Source organism: Haloferax sulfurifontis ATCC BAA-897, assembly GCF_000337835.1.
In the GTDB taxonomy this organism is placed as follows: domain Archaea; phylum Halobacteriota; class Halobacteria; order Halobacteriales; family Haloferacaceae; genus Haloferax; species Haloferax denitrificans.
On sequence record NZ_AOLM01000027.1, the window covers coordinates 164695 to 179269 of the forward strand.

The following is a 14575-nucleotide window of genomic DNA, read 5'->3' on the forward strand; positions in this document are numbered from 1 at the left end:
GACACGACTGTCGGCACGCGTCGGGATCGTGAGTGAAGCCGCGACGCCGAGACACCGAAAAACGGGAGTCGTGACCGGTTCAGTCGGTCAGCCCGTAGCCGCGACGGAACAGCACGACGTTGAGGCCGACGACGCCGAGCGTGAGCGCCGTCAGCACGCCGAGAGACAGGTTCGGGTCCACCTCGGTGACGCCGAGGAAGCCGTAGCGGACGCCGTTGACCATGTACACCATCGGGTTGAGGAGCGACGCCTGCTGGAAGGTCTCGGGAATCTCGTTGAGCGAGTAGAAGACGCCGCCGAAGAACACCAGCGGGCGGAGGATGAACTGGTTCATCATCGTCAGGTCGTCGAAGTCGTCGGCCCAGAGGCCGCCGACCACGCCGAGGCCCGCGAAAAGCAGGGTGATGACGAGCATAAAGGCGACGAGGTAGAACGGTTGGGCGACGCCGACGGACGTGAAGAACGCGCCGATGAGGGCGACGAGCGCGCCGACGAGCACCCCGCGGGTCGCACTGGAGAGGACGTACGCGCCGACCATCGAGGAGTACGAAAGCGGCGAGGTGAGCGCCTCCTCGATGTAGCGGTTCCAGCGGCCGTGGAAGATGGAAAACGAGGCGTTCTCGAAGGCGTTGGAGACGGCTCCGAGGACGATGAGGCCGGGGAGGATAAACAGGATGTACGGGACGCCCGCGATTTCGTTGATGCGCTCGCCGAGGATGACGCCGAACACGGAGAAGTACAGCACGTTCGTGATAAACGGCGGGACGAACGTGTTGCGCGGGCGGCGGACGAACCGGAGGACCTCGCGGCGAAGCAGGGCGTAAAAGCCGGTCACGTCGAGGCTCGTGAGACTCGCGAGGCTCATTGTTCGACCTCCGCGGTGGCGCGGCCCTCACCCTGTCTCGTCATCTCGACGAACACCTCTTCGAGCGACGTGCGGGAGATTTCGAGGTCGACGATTTCGTGGCCCTGCCGGTCGAGCGCCTGCACCACGTCGGGGGCGACGAGGCCGCCCTGTTGCGCCGTCACGACGAGACGGGTCCCGTCCAATTCGACCGCGTCGACGCGGTCGTCGTCGGCGGCGAAGTCGGGCACCGCCGTCGGCGGGTCGCGGAGTTGGACGACGATGTCGTCGGTGCCGCGGTCCATCAGTTCCTCGGGGCTGGCGACCTCGATGACGGAGCCGGAGTCGAGGATGGCGACCTCGTCGCAGAGGCGTTCGGCCTCCTCGATGTAGTGGGTCGTAAGGAGGATGGTCGTCCCGCTGTCGTTGAGGTCGACGATGGTCTCCCAGAGTTCGTGGCGCAGTTGCACGTCGACCCCGGCGGTCGGCTCGTCGAGGATGAGCAGGTCGGGGTCGGTGATGAGCGCCCGCGCGAGCATGAAGCGGCGTTTCATCCCGCCGGAGAGCCAGTCGAAGCGGGTGTCGCGCTTGTCGTAGATGCCGACGCGCTTGAGCACCTCGTCGGCGCGCTCTGCGGCCTCGTCGTGCGGAATCCCGTGGTAGCCCGCCTTGTGTTCGAGCACCTCACGGATGGGGAAAAAGCGGTCCACGTTGAACTCCTGGGGCGCGAGGCCGATGCGGTCGCGGGCCTCGCGGTAGTCGTCTTCCACGTCGTAGCCGAAGACGCTCGCCTCGCCGCCGGTCTTGCGGACGAGGCCGACGAGGATGTTGATGAACGTCGTCTTGCCCGCCCCGTTCGGCCCCAACAGCCCGAAGAACGACCCCTCCGGAACGTCGAGGTCGACGCCGTCGAGGGCGCGGACGTCGCCGTAGGACTTCGTCAGGTCGCGTATCTCAATCGCGGATGCCATTCGTTGGTGCGTCGTCGGGCGTGGACGCGATTAAGCGTAGTGTCCGCGGAACGCCCCGTCACGGCGTGGCACGCCCGGTCGCCGGGGAAACCGACGACGCTCGAACCCCGCTCAAGCAGTTAGATGTGTTACCACGTGTCAAATTAGGGCCTAATATCCGTTCGTACAGAACTAAGTCATTAACTAATATTATCATTATCAATCATTAACTATTAGTACTCCTCGGCAGTCGAACCGGGTGAGGAGACATCCGATGGTAGTATCCGAAGCACACCACGCATCCGACCGCTCGACGACCGCGATTCGAACCGACCGCTACCGACCGCCGACCCCACCGACGTAACCGATGACAGACCGCGACAACACGACCCGAACCGACACGACGACCCGCACGCCGACCACCCCTCGCTCGACGACGACTCGCCCTCGCGCCGCGCGGCGCTACCCCAACAACGAGGAGAACATGGACGCGCCGCTCGTCCCCTTCATCCGACAACCGGGCGAGGACGACGAGATGACCACTATCCGGCGCGAACTGGCCGCGCTCCGCGCCCAACTGAACCGCATCGAGCGAACGATGCAGTCCACCGACACCCAATGAACCCGACCGAACTCGACAGCGACGTCTTCGCACAGGATGTTGACAACCAGAAGGCCCGCGAACTGCGGGAGATGCTGAACACGCAGGACTTCGTGTTCGCCCCCGGCATGTACCACGCCCTCGACGCCCGCCTCGCCGAGATGACGGGCCACGACGCCGCCTACATGTCCGGCTACTCGACGGTCCTCGGGCAGTTCGGCTTCCCGGACCTGGAGATGGTCACGATGACCGAGATGGTCGAGAACGCAAAGCGCATGGTCGAGGCGACGAACCTCCCGGTCATCGCCGACTGCGACACGGGCTACGGCGGCATCCACAACGTCCGCCGCGCCGTCCGCGAGTACGAGAAGGCCGGCGTCGCCGCCGTCCACATCGAAGACCAGACGACGCCCAAGCGCTGTGGTCACATCGCCGGCAAGCAAATCGTCTCCCGCGAGAAGGCCAAGGCTCGCTTCGAGGCGGCCGTCGACGCCAAGCAGTCGGAGGACACGGTCGTCATCGCCCGCACCGACGCCTACGGCTCCTCGAACGGCGACTGGGACGAGCACGTCGAACGCGGCCGCATCTACGCCGACGCCGGCGTCGACATCGTCTGGCCCGAGATGCCGAACCCGTCCCGCGAGGACGCCGTCGCCTACGCCGAGGAGATTCACGAGACCCACCCGGACCTGAAGCTCGCGTTCAACTACTCGTCGTCGTTCGCGTGGTCCGAAGAGGAGGACCCGCTGACGTTCCAGGAGCTGGGCGACCTCGGCTACAAGTATATCTTCATCACGCTGTTCGGCCTCCACTCGGGCGCGCACTCCGTCTACGAGGACTTCAAGAAGCTCGCCGAACAGGACGAAGAGGGCCAGTTCGACCTCGAACAGCGCTACCTCGACCACCCGACCGAGAGCCACCACGAGCTGTCGTTCGTCTCGCGGTATCAGGACATCGAGACGCAGTTCGACCCCGAGGCGCGCCGGCGCATCGAGGAGTCCGAAGGGTTCAGCGAGGAGCAGGCCGACCCCATCACGAGCAACGACGATGACTGAGCGAAGACACGACCGCGAGTTCGTGCGGACGTTCTTCACCTCGCCGACGGCCGTCGAGGGCGAAGACGACTCCGCGAAGATGCTCCGACGGGCGGCCGGTCTCCGCGGGATGCAAGCGCCCGACGTGTGGGTCCCCGACAACGAGGACGCCACCGCGCCGTCGATGCGCGACGAGGGGGCCGAGAACATCGTCGAGGTCGTCGCCGAACGCGGAGCCGACTTCCCCGGCGAGATTCACCCGCGGATGGTCTGGCACCGCGACAGCCCCGAGACCCGGTATCAGGGCTTCCAGCACATGCTCGACATCACCGACCCCGAGCGGGGCGCGGTCGAGCACATCGACGGCTTCGTCATCCCCGAGGTCGGCGGCATCGACGACTGGAAGAAGGCCGACGAGTTCTTCACCATCGTCGAGAACGAACACGGCCTCGACGAGGGGAGCCTCGCCATGTCGGTCATCATCGAGAGCGGCGAGGCCGAACTCGCCATGGGCGACCTCCGCGACGAGATGGGCAAGCCGACGAACAACCTCGAACGCCTGTTCCTCCTCGTCGACGGCGAGGTCGACTACACGAAGGACATGCGGGCTATGACGCCCACCGGCGAACTCCCGGCGTGGCCGGAGCTTCGACACAACACCTCCCGCGGGGCCAGCGCCGCCGGCTGTATCGCCGTGGACGGCCCCTACGACGACATCCGCGACGTGGAGGGCTACCGCGAGCGCATGACCGAGAACCAGGCGAAGGGGATGCTCGGCATCTGGTCGCTCACGCCCGGGCAGGTCGTCGAGGCCAACACCTCGCCGCTCCCGCCGAAGACCGGCAGTTGGCTCCTCGATGCGGGCGGCGAGGAGGTCGAACTCGCGTCCGAGGACGGCGTCGAGGCGTACGACGGCGACCGCCTCTCGCTCGAACCCACCGACGAGGGCTACGAACTCCGCGTCGGCGGCGACGCGCGGGAACTCACCGCGGACGAACTCCGCGAGGAACTGCTCGGGCTGACCTCGTACGTCCCGAGCATGGACGACATCGTCGACTCCATGGAGGAGTTCGAGGCGGCCAAGGAGGCCGGCCGCGGCGCTATCGCCATGACGCAGTCGGCGACGCTCCGCATCGGCGGCACCGAAATCGACATCGCCAAGGACCGCATGTGGGACGAGGCGACCTATCAGGCCGCGATGACGCCCATCAGCCTGTTCCAAGACGTGTACGAGAACCGCCCGGACCAACACGAGGAGTTGGAAGAGCGCTACGGCGCGGGCGTCGTCGAGCGCGCGATGGAGGTGGGCCTCTAAGCTCGGCCACCGACCACAGGGGGTCCGCCGTCGGCCCCGCGTCCGGCTTGGTCAGACGACGGCGTCCGGTTTCGTAGCTCTGCGACGCGCTCGCCCGAATCGTGGGGGCGACGCGTCGCGCTCGTTTTTCCGCTCGACGCTATCCTCAAGTCCCGCCCGCGCGACTCGCTGGGTGTGGACGATTCGACGAACTCCTCGGCGACGCCCGCGGCGACGAGCGACGGCGTCGGCGTCGGCGACGAACCGTTAGAACCCGACGCAGTCGTCGACTTCGAGTCGGCGGGCGTCGGCGACGAGGAGACCCTCGCGCGGCTCCGCGCGGTGAGCTTCTACCTCGACGAGGCGTTCGAGATTCCGGGGACGAACTACCGCGTCGGTCTCGACCCGATACTGGGGCTCGTGCCGGGAATCGGCGACGCGACGGCCTCGGCGCTCTCGGCGTACATCCTCGTGGAGGCCGCCATGCTCGGCGTGCCGCGGGCGACGCTCGCGCGGATGCTCGGCAACGTCGTCCTCGACGCGACCGTCGGGTCGCTCCCGCTCGTCGGCGACGTGTTCGACGCGGCGTGGAAGGCCAACGCCCGGAACGTCCGGCTGTTGGAGACCCGGTACGACGACGCCTCCCCCGCGGCCGCGGCGGCCGACCGGCGCTTCCTCTTGGCCGCGGTCGCCGCTATCGCCCTGCTCCTCGTCGCGCTCGGCGCGGCCACAGTGCTCGTCGCTCTCTGGGTGCTCGGACAGGTCGGATTATTGTAATTACTCGATATACGAACTATGAGAACCCGTCGTGTGCGTCGTTATCTAGCCCCAAACTGTAAACTAAAAGACATATATAGTAGCTTGCAAATCGTGGCGTATGGAACGACGTACCTTCCTGAAGAGCGTCGCCGCGACGGGAGCCCTCCTCACCACCGCCGGTTGTATGGGCGGTGGCTCCGAGTCACAGCCGACCTCGGGTAACGAGACGGGTAACGGCACCGCCGGGGAAACGACGACCGAGGCCGAGCCGGCCGAGGTTCCCGACCCCGAGCTCGCCTTCCGCACGAACGGCGGCGTCCTCCGCGTCGTCCACATGGGCGGCGAGAAAATCACCGACGAGTCGACGAGCGAGGTCTACGTCGCCGTCGACGACGAGCGCGCCGCGACGTGGGTCGACGACAGCGAAGAGACCGAAGACTTCCCCGTCTCGGTCGGTAACTTCCAGAAAATCGAGTCCGCGGAGACCGGTTCGACGGTCGAAGTCGTCTGGGTCGGCACCGAGGGTGCCGAGGAAGTCCTCGCGACCCACGAAGTCGCCGCCGAGGAGACCGCGACGGCAACCGAGACGACCACAACGACGACGAACGAGACGGTCACCGAGACGACGACGGCAAACGAGACGGTCACGACCACCGAAACCACGACCGCGAACGAAACCGCGACCGCGACGGCCACCGAGACGACGACCGCGAACGAGACGACCACGTCGTCCGGCAACGAGACCAGCAACTGAGCAACGCGACTGACGCCGGCTCTAACATCGGCGTCGGACGTGACGGAGCTTTTTTTTGAAGACGGGTCGAGACTCGCGCCGTCACCCTCGGAGCGACAGTTTCGCGAGCGTCCGCCGACCGCCTGCGAGGTCGGCGACGGGACCGACTCAGTCGTCGGCCGGGAGGGCGTCCGGGTCGACCGCCGGCTCGGGCGCGACGAGACCGACGCGGACGCCGAGGCGGCGACCCAGCGGGCCGAGCGCGTCGCGCTTCATGAACGCGAAGCCGAGGAGGATGAGCGCGAAGCCGGCGATGGTGACGGGGCCGACGCGCTCGCCGAGGAACGCCCAGCCGGAGATGGCGGCGACGACCGGCGTGACGTAGTTGACGAGGCTGATTTCGACCGCGCCGATGCGGTCGAGCAGGACGAAGTAGGCGATGAAGCCGACGGCGCTACACAGCACGGCCAAAAACAGGAGCGCGGCGACGACCTGCGGCGACCACGCCACGCTTTCGAGGCCGGATTCGCCGAGGACGGGGCTCGTGACGTGGAGCATGCCCGCGCCGAGGAGCATCATCCACGCCTGCATCGGGACGACCGGCGGGTTGCCGGGGAGACGCTTGACGAGCACCGAGCCGAACGCCCACGCCGCGGCGGCGAGAAACAGCAGGACGACGCCGAGCAGTTGGCCGCCGACCGACCCCGAGGCGAGGGCGATGAGTACCGTTCCGGCCAACCCCAGCAGGACGCCGAGGAAGCCGAACGCGTCGAGGCGCTCGTCGGGGAGCATCGGCCACGCGAAAAGCGGCGTGAGGACGGGCGCGAGGCTGATGACGATGGCCGAGACGCCGCTCGTCACGTACCGCTGGCCGGAGAACAGAAGCGAGAAGTGCGCGCCGATGAGGAGCGCGCCGCCGACGGAGACGACGACCCACTCGTCGCGGCCGCGGGGCCGCCAGTCCTCCGCCGCGAGCAGGCCGTAGACGAACAGCATGGCGCCGGCGACGTCGTACCGGAGGGCGGCGAACAGCACGGGCGGGAGGGCGTCGAGGCCGACCTCGATAGCCATGAAGGAGGTCCCCCAGAGGACCGCGATGGTCGAAAACAGTGCGAGCGTCCGATTCGTTTGCGTATTGATAGACACGAGATATCGACCGTAAACCCAGGTGTTGAAGCGGCTACCACGCCGCCGTACATCAAATTTCTCGGAGCCGAGATAGCACTCCACTCGGGTCGTGTTGACAAACGTCTCAGTTCGACGGAACGTCGGCGAGACCGTCGGCGACGACGAGTCGCCGCGGCGGCGACGCGACGACTGCGGCGGCGACGCGACGACTGCGGCGGCGACGCGACGACTGCGGCGGCGACGCGACGACTGCGGCGGCGACGCGACGACTGCGGCGGCGACGCGACGACTGCGGCGGCGAGGCGGTGAGCCGGCGACCCGGCGAACAAAGTAAGCTAGTTACGCGCGCCCCGATAGAGACCGACCATGAGCATCCTTGAGGACGCGCGAGCGCTCGCCGAGAGCGGGCCGGTCTGCGACGCCTGTCTGGGCCGGGCCTTCGCCGAGCGCAGTTTCGGGCTGACGAACGCCGAGCGGGGCAAGTCGCTCCGGGTCGCCGCCGCCCTCGACGACGACGAGCCGTACGAGGCCGTCGACACCGAGGACTGCTGGGTCTGCGAGGGGGCCTGCGCCGAGTTCGACGACTGGGCGGAACGCTGTGCAGAGGCCATCGAGGACGTCGAGGTCGAGACGTATCAGGTCGGCACCCGCGCGCCGCCGCTCGTCGAGGAGAACGAACTGCTCCTCCGCGAGGGCGCGGGCCTGCCCGAGGACGCCGGCGAACTGTTCAAATCCGAGTTCAACCGCGAGGTCGGAAAGCGCGTGGGGCGACTCACCGGCACCGAGGTCGACTTCACCCGGCCCGACGTGCAGTTCCTCCTCGACATCGAGGCCGACACCGTCGAGGCGCAACTCAACTCCGCGTTCGTCTACGGGCGCTACCGGAAGCTCGCCCGCGACATCCCGCAGACCGAGTGGCCCTGCCGCGAGTGCGACGGCTCGGGCTACAAGGGCAAAGAGCCGTGCGACTACTGCGGCGGCTCCGGCTACCTCTACGAGGACAGCGTCGAGGGCTTCGTCGCCCCCGTCGTGACGGACGTGATGGACGGCGTCGACGCGAAGTTCCACGGCGCGGGCCGCGAAGACGTGGACGCGCTCATGCTCGGCACCGGCCGGCCGTTCGTGGTCGAAATCATGGAGCCGCGTCGCCGCAGTATCGACGTAGAACAGCTCGAAGGCGACATCAACGCGATGGCCGACGGCGAAATCGAAGTCGAGGGGCTTCGGCTCGCCACCTACGACATGGTCGAGCGCGTGAAGAAACTCGACGCGAGCAAGGAGTACCGCGCCGCCGTCGAGTTCGACGACGACGTGACCGACGAGGAACTGGGGGCCGCGCTGGACGAACTCACCGGCGCGACCATCGAGCAGTACACGCCGCACCGCGTCGACCACCGCCGCGCGAGCATCACCCGCACCCGCCACGTCTACGACGCCACCGGCGAGCTCGAAGACGCGCGCCACGCGACCGTCGAAATCCACGGCGAGGGCGGTCTCTACATCAAGGAACTCATCTCCGGCGACGAGGGCCGAACGAATCCGAGCCTCGCCGGCATCCTCGACACGGGCGCGGTCGTCACCGCGCTCGACGTGATTGCGGTCGAAGGCGAGGACGAACCGTTCGAGGACGACGAGTTCTTCAAGGACTGAGTCGAGACCCCGGCGAGCGTCGGCCGGCGTCGTCGCGGACCGCAACCTCTAATTTTCCACCCCAAGACCCGACCAGATATGCACGTCGGCGTCGACGAAGCCGGAAAGGGACCCGTGTTGGGTCCGATGGTCGCCGCGGCGGTCCGGGCGGACCCCGACGCCCTCCCGGACGGAATCGCCGATTCGAAGCGACTGACTCCCGAGCGGCGCGCGGAACTCGCCGCGAAACTCCGGGAGCGCGACGACGTCGAAGTCGGCGTCGCGTTCGTCGAACCCGAGACCATCGACGACCCCGAGACGGACATGAACCTCCTGACCGTCCGCGCGCAGGTCGAAGCGGCCGCCGCAGTCGCCGTCGACGCCGACGAACTCGTCTGCGACGCGGGCGACGTGAGCGAGTCCAGATTCGGCCGGCGCGTCCGCGAGGGCGTGGCCGAGGCGGGCGTCTCGGTCGAGGTCCACGCCCAGCACCGCGCGGACGACGAACACGCCATCGTCGGCGCGGCGAGCATCGTGGCGAAGGTCGAACGCGACCGGCGGGTCGAAGCGCTCGCCGCGGAGTACGGCGAGGTGGGGAGCGGCTACCCGAGCGACGGGACGACCCGGAAATTCCTGCGGGAGTACGTCCGCGAACACGGCATCCTCCCGGACTGCGCGCGGAAGTCGTGGTCGACCTGCGCCGACCTCATGGCCGCGCACGAACAGTCGTCGCTTGGGGACTTCTGAGTCGACTGGGGACCGGCGCTCGAAAAAGTGGAGGGTCGGAGCGGTTCGAAAGCGAGTCGCGAGCGGGACCTACCGCATCTCGGCGAGTGCGACGTACCCGCCTTCCTGCGCGGAGAGCCACGTCGTCAGCAACTCGTCTTCGGAGAGTCCTGCGGGGAAGATGGTGCACTCGTCAGGTGCGTCGTCGTACGGGGCGACGATGGCGACGAACTCCTCGTCGTCGCCGGCGGACCGCCGCGAGGCGTCCGGCCGGGTCGTTGTCGCGTCCGTGTCATCGTGTCGAAGGGGCGTATCGTCCATGAGTGGAGTGCGTGCACCGTGATTACCGACGGGCGGCGGTTGGTTAGTTGCCGCTTCACTCAGTATTTTATAGGCAGTCTATATGATTCTATCGGCGAATACCCCCCGGTGGGGACGAACGAAATCGCCGCAGTCTGCCGATTCTGAAATAGGGAACGTCCGAGAGCGTCGGAGTGCTATCAACTGCGAGAATCGCGTGAACGGGCCGAGCGGCGAGCGCGCCGACTCGGGAGACACGAATCGGAGCGGCGAACGAAAAGAGAAAGCGCGTCAGCCGAAGCGGGGTCGGCCTCAGCGGTCCTCGGTCAGGAGGAGTCGGAGGATGTCACCGTACGCCGGGCGGGTGACGAGCACGCCGACGATGACGCCGAGGATGGTGAAGATGGCGAAGCCCTGGAGGTCGCCGAGCGAGAGCACGGCGAGCGGGCTCATGGCGATGATGGTCGTCGCGGCGGCCGCGCCGATGACCCAGAAGGCCCGGCGGAACCGCGACTGGAAGACCTTCCGCGACGTCACGGAGCCTTCGGCCATCACCTCGTCGGCGATGATGATGAGGTCGTCCACCCCGGTCCCGATGACGGCGATGAAGCCGGCGATGACCGAGAGGTCGAGCGGGTAGCCGATTGCGGCGGCGAACCCGAGGAGGATGTACACCTCGGAGAGGCCGGTGACGATCATCGGCAGGGCGACCTGCGGCTTGCCGTAGCGGACGAAGACGACGCCGGCGACCGCGAGGACCGCGATGATACCCGTGATGAGCGAGTCGAACTTGAAGCTCTCACCCTGACTCGGGGAGATGTACGACGAGGTGCCGCTGTCCTCGCCCGAGAGGTCGAGGCCGGCCGGGAGCGCGCCGGCGCGGAGGTTGATGGCGATTTCCTGTGCCTCGGAGGTGTTGCGCGTCTGGAGCTGGAAGCTCGGCGCGTCGGCCCACTCGCCGGCCCGCATGGTGTCTGCGAGCCCGCCGCTCATGCCGAAGGCGTTGACGACCTCGCCGTTGACGACGAGCAGGAGACAGCCCTCGGTCGTGTTCCGGCCGCCGTCTTCCATGTAGGTACACCGCGTCCCGCCGGGTTGGGCGAGGCCGGTGTCCTGAACCGCCGTCTGGAACTCTGACGCGGGCTCGTCGCGGACGGAGACGGGGACGAACGCCCCGCTTCCCGTCTGGGACTCCTGTGCGGTCCCGATGGAGGTGAAGTCGGCCTGCGTCAGGACGGCCTCGCGCGTCTCGTAGGTCCGCGACCCGTTGTCCGTGCCGGTCGGGTAGTAGATGTCTATCTGGACCGTCCCGCGCTCGCCGACGAGGTCGACGACGTCGGACTGGTCGCGGTTGGGGACCTCGACGAGGATGAAGTGCTCGCCCGTCGCCGTGGTCACCTGCTGGACCGTCCCGCCGGAGAGACCGGCCTCGTTGATTTTCGACTGGAGGACGCGGACCGTCTCCTCGCGGGTCGTCGCGGTGACGCCGTCTCTGACCTCGCCGTGGCCGTAGCCAGCGGCGTCGAGCGCGGCGCTCAGGTCGTCGGTCGTGACGTTCTCGATGGTCGCTTCGACCGTGTTGGACTCCGCGCCCGTGCGGGCGATGACGTCGGCGGCGTCGGCGCCCGCTATCTGGGCGGCGACCTGCCGTTCGACGACGCGCTCGGAGTCGCCGTTGAACTGGACGTCCTCGGCCGTGACACCGACGAGCGGCGCGCGGATGCGCGTCCCGCCGTCGAGTTGGAGGCCGAACTGGAGGTTCGTCGCGCTGTCGTCCTCGCCGATTGTGGACTGGTTGCCCATCGTCGGCGAGAAGAGGGCGAACGTCGAAAACAGGATGGCCACGACGAGGAAGATGACCCGCCAGTTGTCGCGGAGCGTGCTCATCGGGCCACCCCCTCGAACTTGTACCAGCGAAGGAGGGTCACGTTCAGCATGTAGGTGTTCATCAGGTCGGCGGTGAGGCCGAACACGAGGACCGTGCCGATGGCGGCGAGCAGTTGGATTCCGAACAGCGTCGCCGTGATGGTCATGACGATCATCGCCGCGATGGACGTGAGCGTCATCGTCACGCCGGTCCGCATGGCGCGCGCGGTCGACTCGTAGAAGTCACCGGAGCGCCGGAGGACGTGGTTGTTCAGGAGGATGTCCGAGTCCACCGAGTACCCGATGAGCATCAGGAGGGCCGCGACGGTCCCCAGCGACAGTTCGATGCCGAAGAGGTTCATCAGCGCCACCGGGATGACGATGTCGGAGAACGCCGAGAGGACGACCGCGATGGAGGGGACAAAGGAGCGGAACATGGCGAACACGAGGACGCTCATGCCCGCGAAGGCGACCGCGAGGCCGCCGAGGGCGAGCAGTTGCGTCTCGCCGCCGAAGTTGGCCGACACGGCGTCGATAGACCGGACTTCGAAGCCGGCGTCTTCGGCCTGCGTCTGGAGTTCGCTCGACGTCGCGCTCCCCGACTGGAACGTCACGACGTAGGTTCCGTCGGCCGCGACGGAGCGAATCGACTCGGGCTGGCTGTCGAAGGCCGCCGTGACCTCGCTTTGCGGGGCATCCGTTGCGATGCGGAGTTCGGTACCGCCGGTGAAGTCGACGCCCGGATTCACCGGCGCACCAGTCGCGACGTACCACCCTCCGATGACCAGTAGGGCCACCGCGAGGACCGCGAGGGGGACGGCCGCGAGTTGGCGATTCGTGTACCGGGTGTAGTCTACCTCCGGTACCGTAAACTCAACCATGGGTTGCGGTCCTGAGCGGTGCGGAATAAGGTTTCTTATCCGCGGACGGTCTCGGCCGCGGCGCGGTCTGGCGAGCGCCCGGCGAACCCGCGACAGGCCCATAGTCGTTGGCCGACAATCGTGAACTATGACGACCGAACCGACGGCGACCCGCGTGGTCGTCTCCTTTCCCGACGAACTCAGCGCGTGGGGCCGCGACCAGCTGACCACGGACCATTTCGTGACCTACCTGCGGCGGGTCCACGAGGACGCCGCGCCGGGCGACGAGTGGGAGGAGTTCCTCGACGTGGGCTGTTGCGGCGACGCGCTGACGCTGACGCTCCGCGTGGAGGAACTCGACCCGGCGGACGCGACCCACGTCGGCGAGGGGACGGCAGTCGAGTTCGTCGAGCGCGAGGGGAGCGTCCACGGCGGGTGGTGCGTCCAGAGCGCGGACGGGCCCGTCTCCTCGACCGGAAAACAGCGGTAGGAACGCGAGACAGAAGCCGGGGTGAAAAAGCGCCCTGTCAGGGCATGTAGCGGACCGCGACGACGCCCGGTTGCGAGCGGATTTCGACGCGGTTCACGTCGAGTCTGGCGGCCCGCGAGAGCAGTCCCTCCCTGTCGTCGAGGATGTCGTCGACGGCCTGTTCGGTCATGTCGTCGGGGACCGACAGGACGTGAATCTCGCCGGTCCCGGCGCGTTCCTCGCGGACGAGTTCGCCGTCGGGGTTGTCGGCGGCGATGTCGCGGGAGTTCGTCGTCGGCGACTCGGTCGAGCGCTCGACGGAGACGGTCCAGCGCGACTCGACTTCGACGAGTTGCCACGAGACGTTCATCGGCGGGTCGGGCGCGACGGTCCCGCGGACGGCTTCGTCCTCGGAGACGCCGGGGTTCGACGAGAGCGCGTGGACCTGCCCGGAGTGTACGTCCTTCAGGACGGCCGACTCCTCGTCGGCGGCGGTGACGAGAAACGTTCCCGTTCGCTCGGACTCGGTCTCGGTCTCGGACTCGGTCATCACCCGCTGTACGCCACCGGGCCTTTTCCCCGTTTCGGGCGCTCACGACGGCGTGTGCCACCGACACCCACGGCGACGGTGGGCTTTTCTCGCGGCGCGCCGACGCGACTGACGATGCCCGCGCTCTGGCGGTTGACCCGGACCGAGACGGCCCGCCGCGTCTACGACGCGCTCAAGGCCCGCGGCCTCACGGCGACGCAGATGGACGAGTACGTCGCGGACGCCGACGCGGCGGACGCCGACCGCGGCCCCCCGGCGGGAGTCGAGATCCGCGCGCTCGACCCCGAGGACGCGCGCCGGTTCGAGGCACGCTACGACGCGTTTTCCGAGCTTCGAGACGACGAGACGGCGGTGTGTGCGTTCGATGGCGGGCCGGACGTGGAGCGTGCTCTCGTCGGCTACCTCTTTCTCGGCGACCCCGGCCTGACGTACCACGTCCACCCGCTGGAGGCCGACGTGACCGTCCCCGGCGGCTACGTCCGCCGGGTGTTCGTCGCGCCCGAGGCGCGGAACCGCGGCATCGCCACCGCGCTCGTTTCGCGGGCCGTCGCGGTTGCCGCCGGGCAGGGGGCTGAGACGGTCCACGCGCTCGTCGCCCGCGACAACCGACCCTCGCAGTGGACCTTCGAGAGCGTCGGCTTCCGCGTCGCCCGCACCCGATCGTACTACCGGGTCGGCCCGTGGCGACGCCGGCGCGTCAAACCGCGTTCATAGCCGTATAGAGCGCTCAGTTCCGTCCCGAGCGCTCCGTTCGGGAACCCAAGTATATAGATATTTGAATTATATATACTATAGCGATTAGATTTATACTCAATCGGCCGAGTGTGTCGGA

At 67.6% G+C, this 14575-nt stretch carries 17 protein-coding genes; 10 read left to right on the plus strand and 7 right to left on the minus strand.

Annotated features, from left to right (window positions below; all coding sequences use genetic code 11):
• Positions 1–79: 79 nt before the first annotated feature.
• Together C441_RS16280 and C441_RS16285 are read right to left on the minus strand one after the other, a co-directional pair.
• Entirely contained in the window at positions 80–865 is a 786-nt protein-coding gene (locus C441_RS16280) for an ABC transporter permease (protein ID WP_007276077.1), read from the minus strand.
• Entirely contained in the window at positions 862–1815 is a 954-nt protein-coding gene (locus C441_RS16285; RefSeq protein ID WP_007276078.1) for an ABC transporter ATP-binding protein, read from the minus strand. Before C441_RS16285 ends, C441_RS16280 begins: the two co-directional genes overlap by 4 nt.
• A 346-nt stretch (positions 1816–2161) precedes the next feature.
• On the opposite strand from C441_RS16285, the gene C441_RS16290 reads away from it, so the two are divergent.
• From C441_RS16290 to C441_RS16310, 5 genes are all read left to right on the plus strand, one after another.
• Positions 2162–2416 (plus strand): hypothetical protein, encoded by a 255-nt coding sequence (locus tag C441_RS16290; RefSeq protein ID WP_007276079.1) that lies wholly within the window; start codon positions 2162–2164, stop codon positions 2414–2416.
• Positions 2413–3450, plus strand: a complete 1038-nt coding sequence (gene aceA / locus C441_RS16295) for an isocitrate lyase (RefSeq protein ID WP_007276080.1) — start codon at positions 2413–2415, stop codon at positions 3448–3450. The genes C441_RS16290 and aceA overlap by 4 nt, the downstream gene beginning before the upstream one ends.
• Entirely contained in the window at positions 3443–4744 is a 1302-nt protein-coding gene (aceB, locus tag C441_RS16300; protein WP_007276081.1) for a malate synthase AceB, read from the plus strand. Before aceA ends, aceB begins: the two co-directional genes overlap by 8 nt.
• 174 nt (positions 4745–4918) lie before the next feature.
• Positions 4919–5500: a DUF4112 domain-containing protein gene (locus C441_RS16305; RefSeq protein ID WP_007276082.1), complete on the plus strand. Its 582-nt coding sequence runs from the start codon at positions 4919–4921 to the stop codon at positions 5498–5500.
• A gap of 100 nt (positions 5501–5600) precedes the next feature.
• Complete coding sequence (locus C441_RS16310; RefSeq protein WP_007276083.1) at positions 5601–6236, plus strand: twin-arginine translocation signal domain-containing protein; 636 nt, start codon at positions 5601–5603, stop codon at positions 6234–6236.
• A 147-nt stretch (positions 6237–6383) separates the two neighbouring features.
• Here the strand turns inward: C441_RS16310 and C441_RS16315 are convergent, their stop codons facing one another.
• Positions 6384–7361: a DMT family transporter gene (locus tag C441_RS16315; protein WP_007276084.1), complete on the minus strand. Its 978-nt coding sequence runs from the start codon at positions 7359–7361 to the stop codon at positions 6384–6386.
• Positions 7362–7452: 91 nt separating this feature from the next.
• Between C441_RS16315 and C441_RS16320 the strand changes: the two genes are divergently transcribed.
• From C441_RS16320 to rnhB, 3 genes are all read left to right on the plus strand, one after another.
• A complete protein-coding gene (locus C441_RS16320) occupies positions 7453–7677 on the plus strand; it encodes a hypothetical protein (protein ID WP_007276085.1) in 225 nt (74 codons plus the stop codon).
• Between the two features lie 32 nt (positions 7678–7709).
• Positions 7710–8993 carry a tRNA pseudouridine(54/55) synthase Pus10 gene (locus C441_RS16325; RefSeq protein ID WP_007276086.1) on the plus strand — a complete coding sequence of 428 codons (1284 nt, stop codon included), beginning with the start codon at positions 7710–7712 and terminating at the stop codon, positions 8991–8993.
• Positions 8994–9071: 78 nt separating this feature from the next.
• Entirely contained in the window at positions 9072–9719 is a 648-nt protein-coding gene (gene rnhB / locus C441_RS16330) for a ribonuclease HII (protein ID WP_007276087.1), read from the plus strand.
• 69 nt (positions 9720–9788) lie between these two features.
• Here the strand turns inward: rnhB and C441_RS16335 are convergent, their stop codons facing one another.
• The 3 genes from C441_RS16335 to secF all read right to left on the minus strand — a co-directional run bounded on the left by C441_RS16335 (position 9789) and on the right by secF (position 12745).
• Positions 9789–10019, minus strand: a complete 231-nt coding sequence (locus C441_RS16335; RefSeq protein ID WP_004967362.1) for a DUF7511 domain-containing protein — start codon at positions 10017–10019, stop codon at positions 9789–9791.
• A gap of 291 nt (positions 10020–10310) precedes the next feature.
• Positions 10311–11885, minus strand: coding sequence for a preprotein translocase subunit SecD (gene secD / locus C441_RS16340; protein WP_007276088.1), 1575 nt, complete (start codon positions 11883–11885; stop codon positions 10311–10313).
• Entirely contained in the window at positions 11882–12745 is an 864-nt protein-coding gene (gene secF / locus C441_RS16345) for a protein translocase subunit SecF (protein ID WP_007276089.1), read from the minus strand. The genes secD and secF overlap by 4 nt, the downstream gene beginning before the upstream one ends.
• 127 nt (positions 12746–12872) lie before the next feature.
• On the opposite strand from secF, the gene C441_RS16350 reads away from it, so the two are divergent.
• The gene (locus C441_RS16350; RefSeq protein WP_004967365.1) at positions 12873–13214 is read left to right on the plus strand and encodes a hypothetical protein; all 342 of its coding nucleotides are present in this window, start codon (positions 12873–12875) and stop codon (positions 13212–13214) included.
• A gap of 37 nt (positions 13215–13251) precedes the next feature.
• On the opposite strand, the gene C441_RS16355 is transcribed toward C441_RS16350, so the two are convergent.
• Complete coding sequence (locus C441_RS16355; protein WP_007276090.1) at positions 13252–13743, minus strand: DUF5812 family protein; 492 nt, start codon at positions 13741–13743, stop codon at positions 13252–13254.
• Positions 13744–13857: 114 nt separating this feature from the next.
• Between C441_RS16355 and C441_RS16360 the strand changes: the two genes are divergently transcribed.
• On the plus strand, positions 13858–14457 hold the full coding sequence (locus tag C441_RS16360; protein WP_049920653.1) for a GNAT family N-acetyltransferase: 600 nt from the start codon (positions 13858–13860) through the stop codon (positions 14455–14457).
• Positions 14458–14575: the final 118 nt, after the last annotated feature.

Coding starts and splice junctions, on each gene's coding strand:
- C441_RS16280 (WP_007276077.1), bottom strand. CDS start 865: ATGAGCCTCGCGAGTCTCACGAGCCTCGACGTGACCGGCTTTTACGCC.
- C441_RS16285 (WP_007276078.1), bottom strand. CDS start 1,815: ATGGCATCCGCGATTGAGATACGCGACCTGACGAAGTCCTACGGCGAC.
- C441_RS16290 (WP_007276079.1), top strand. CDS start 2,162: ATGACAGACCGCGACAACACGACCCGAACCGACACGACGACCCGCACG.
- aceA (WP_007276080.1), top strand. CDS start 2,413: ATGAACCCGACCGAACTCGACAGCGACGTCTTCGCACAGGATGTTGAC.
- aceB (WP_007276081.1), top strand. CDS start 3,443: ATGACTGAGCGAAGACACGACCGCGAGTTCGTGCGGACGTTCTTCACC.
- C441_RS16310 (WP_007276083.1), top strand. CDS start 5,601: ATGGAACGACGTACCTTCCTGAAGAGCGTCGCCGCGACGGGAGCCCTC.
- C441_RS16325 (WP_007276086.1), top strand. CDS start 7,710: ATGAGCATCCTTGAGGACGCGCGAGCGCTCGCCGAGAGCGGGCCGGTC.
- rnhB (WP_007276087.1), top strand. CDS start 9,072: ATGCACGTCGGCGTCGACGAAGCCGGAAAGGGACCCGTGTTGGGTCCG.
- C441_RS16335 (WP_004967362.1), bottom strand. CDS start 10,019: ATGGACGATACGCCCCTTCGACACGATGACACGGACGCGACAACGACC.
- secD (WP_007276088.1), bottom strand. CDS start 11,885: ATGAGCACGCTCCGCGACAACTGGCGGGTCATCTTCCTCGTCGTGGCC.
- secF (WP_007276089.1), bottom strand. CDS start 12,745: ATGGTTGAGTTTACGGTACCGGAGGTAGACTACACCCGGTACACGAAT.
- C441_RS16350 (WP_004967365.1), top strand. CDS start 12,873: ATGACGACCGAACCGACGGCGACCCGCGTGGTCGTCTCCTTTCCCGAC.
- C441_RS16355 (WP_007276090.1), bottom strand. CDS start 13,743: ATGACCGAGTCCGAGACCGAGACCGAGTCCGAGCGAACGGGAACGTTT.
- C441_RS16360 (WP_049920653.1), top strand. CDS start 13,858: ATGCCCGCGCTCTGGCGGTTGACCCGGACCGAGACGGCCCGCCGCGTC.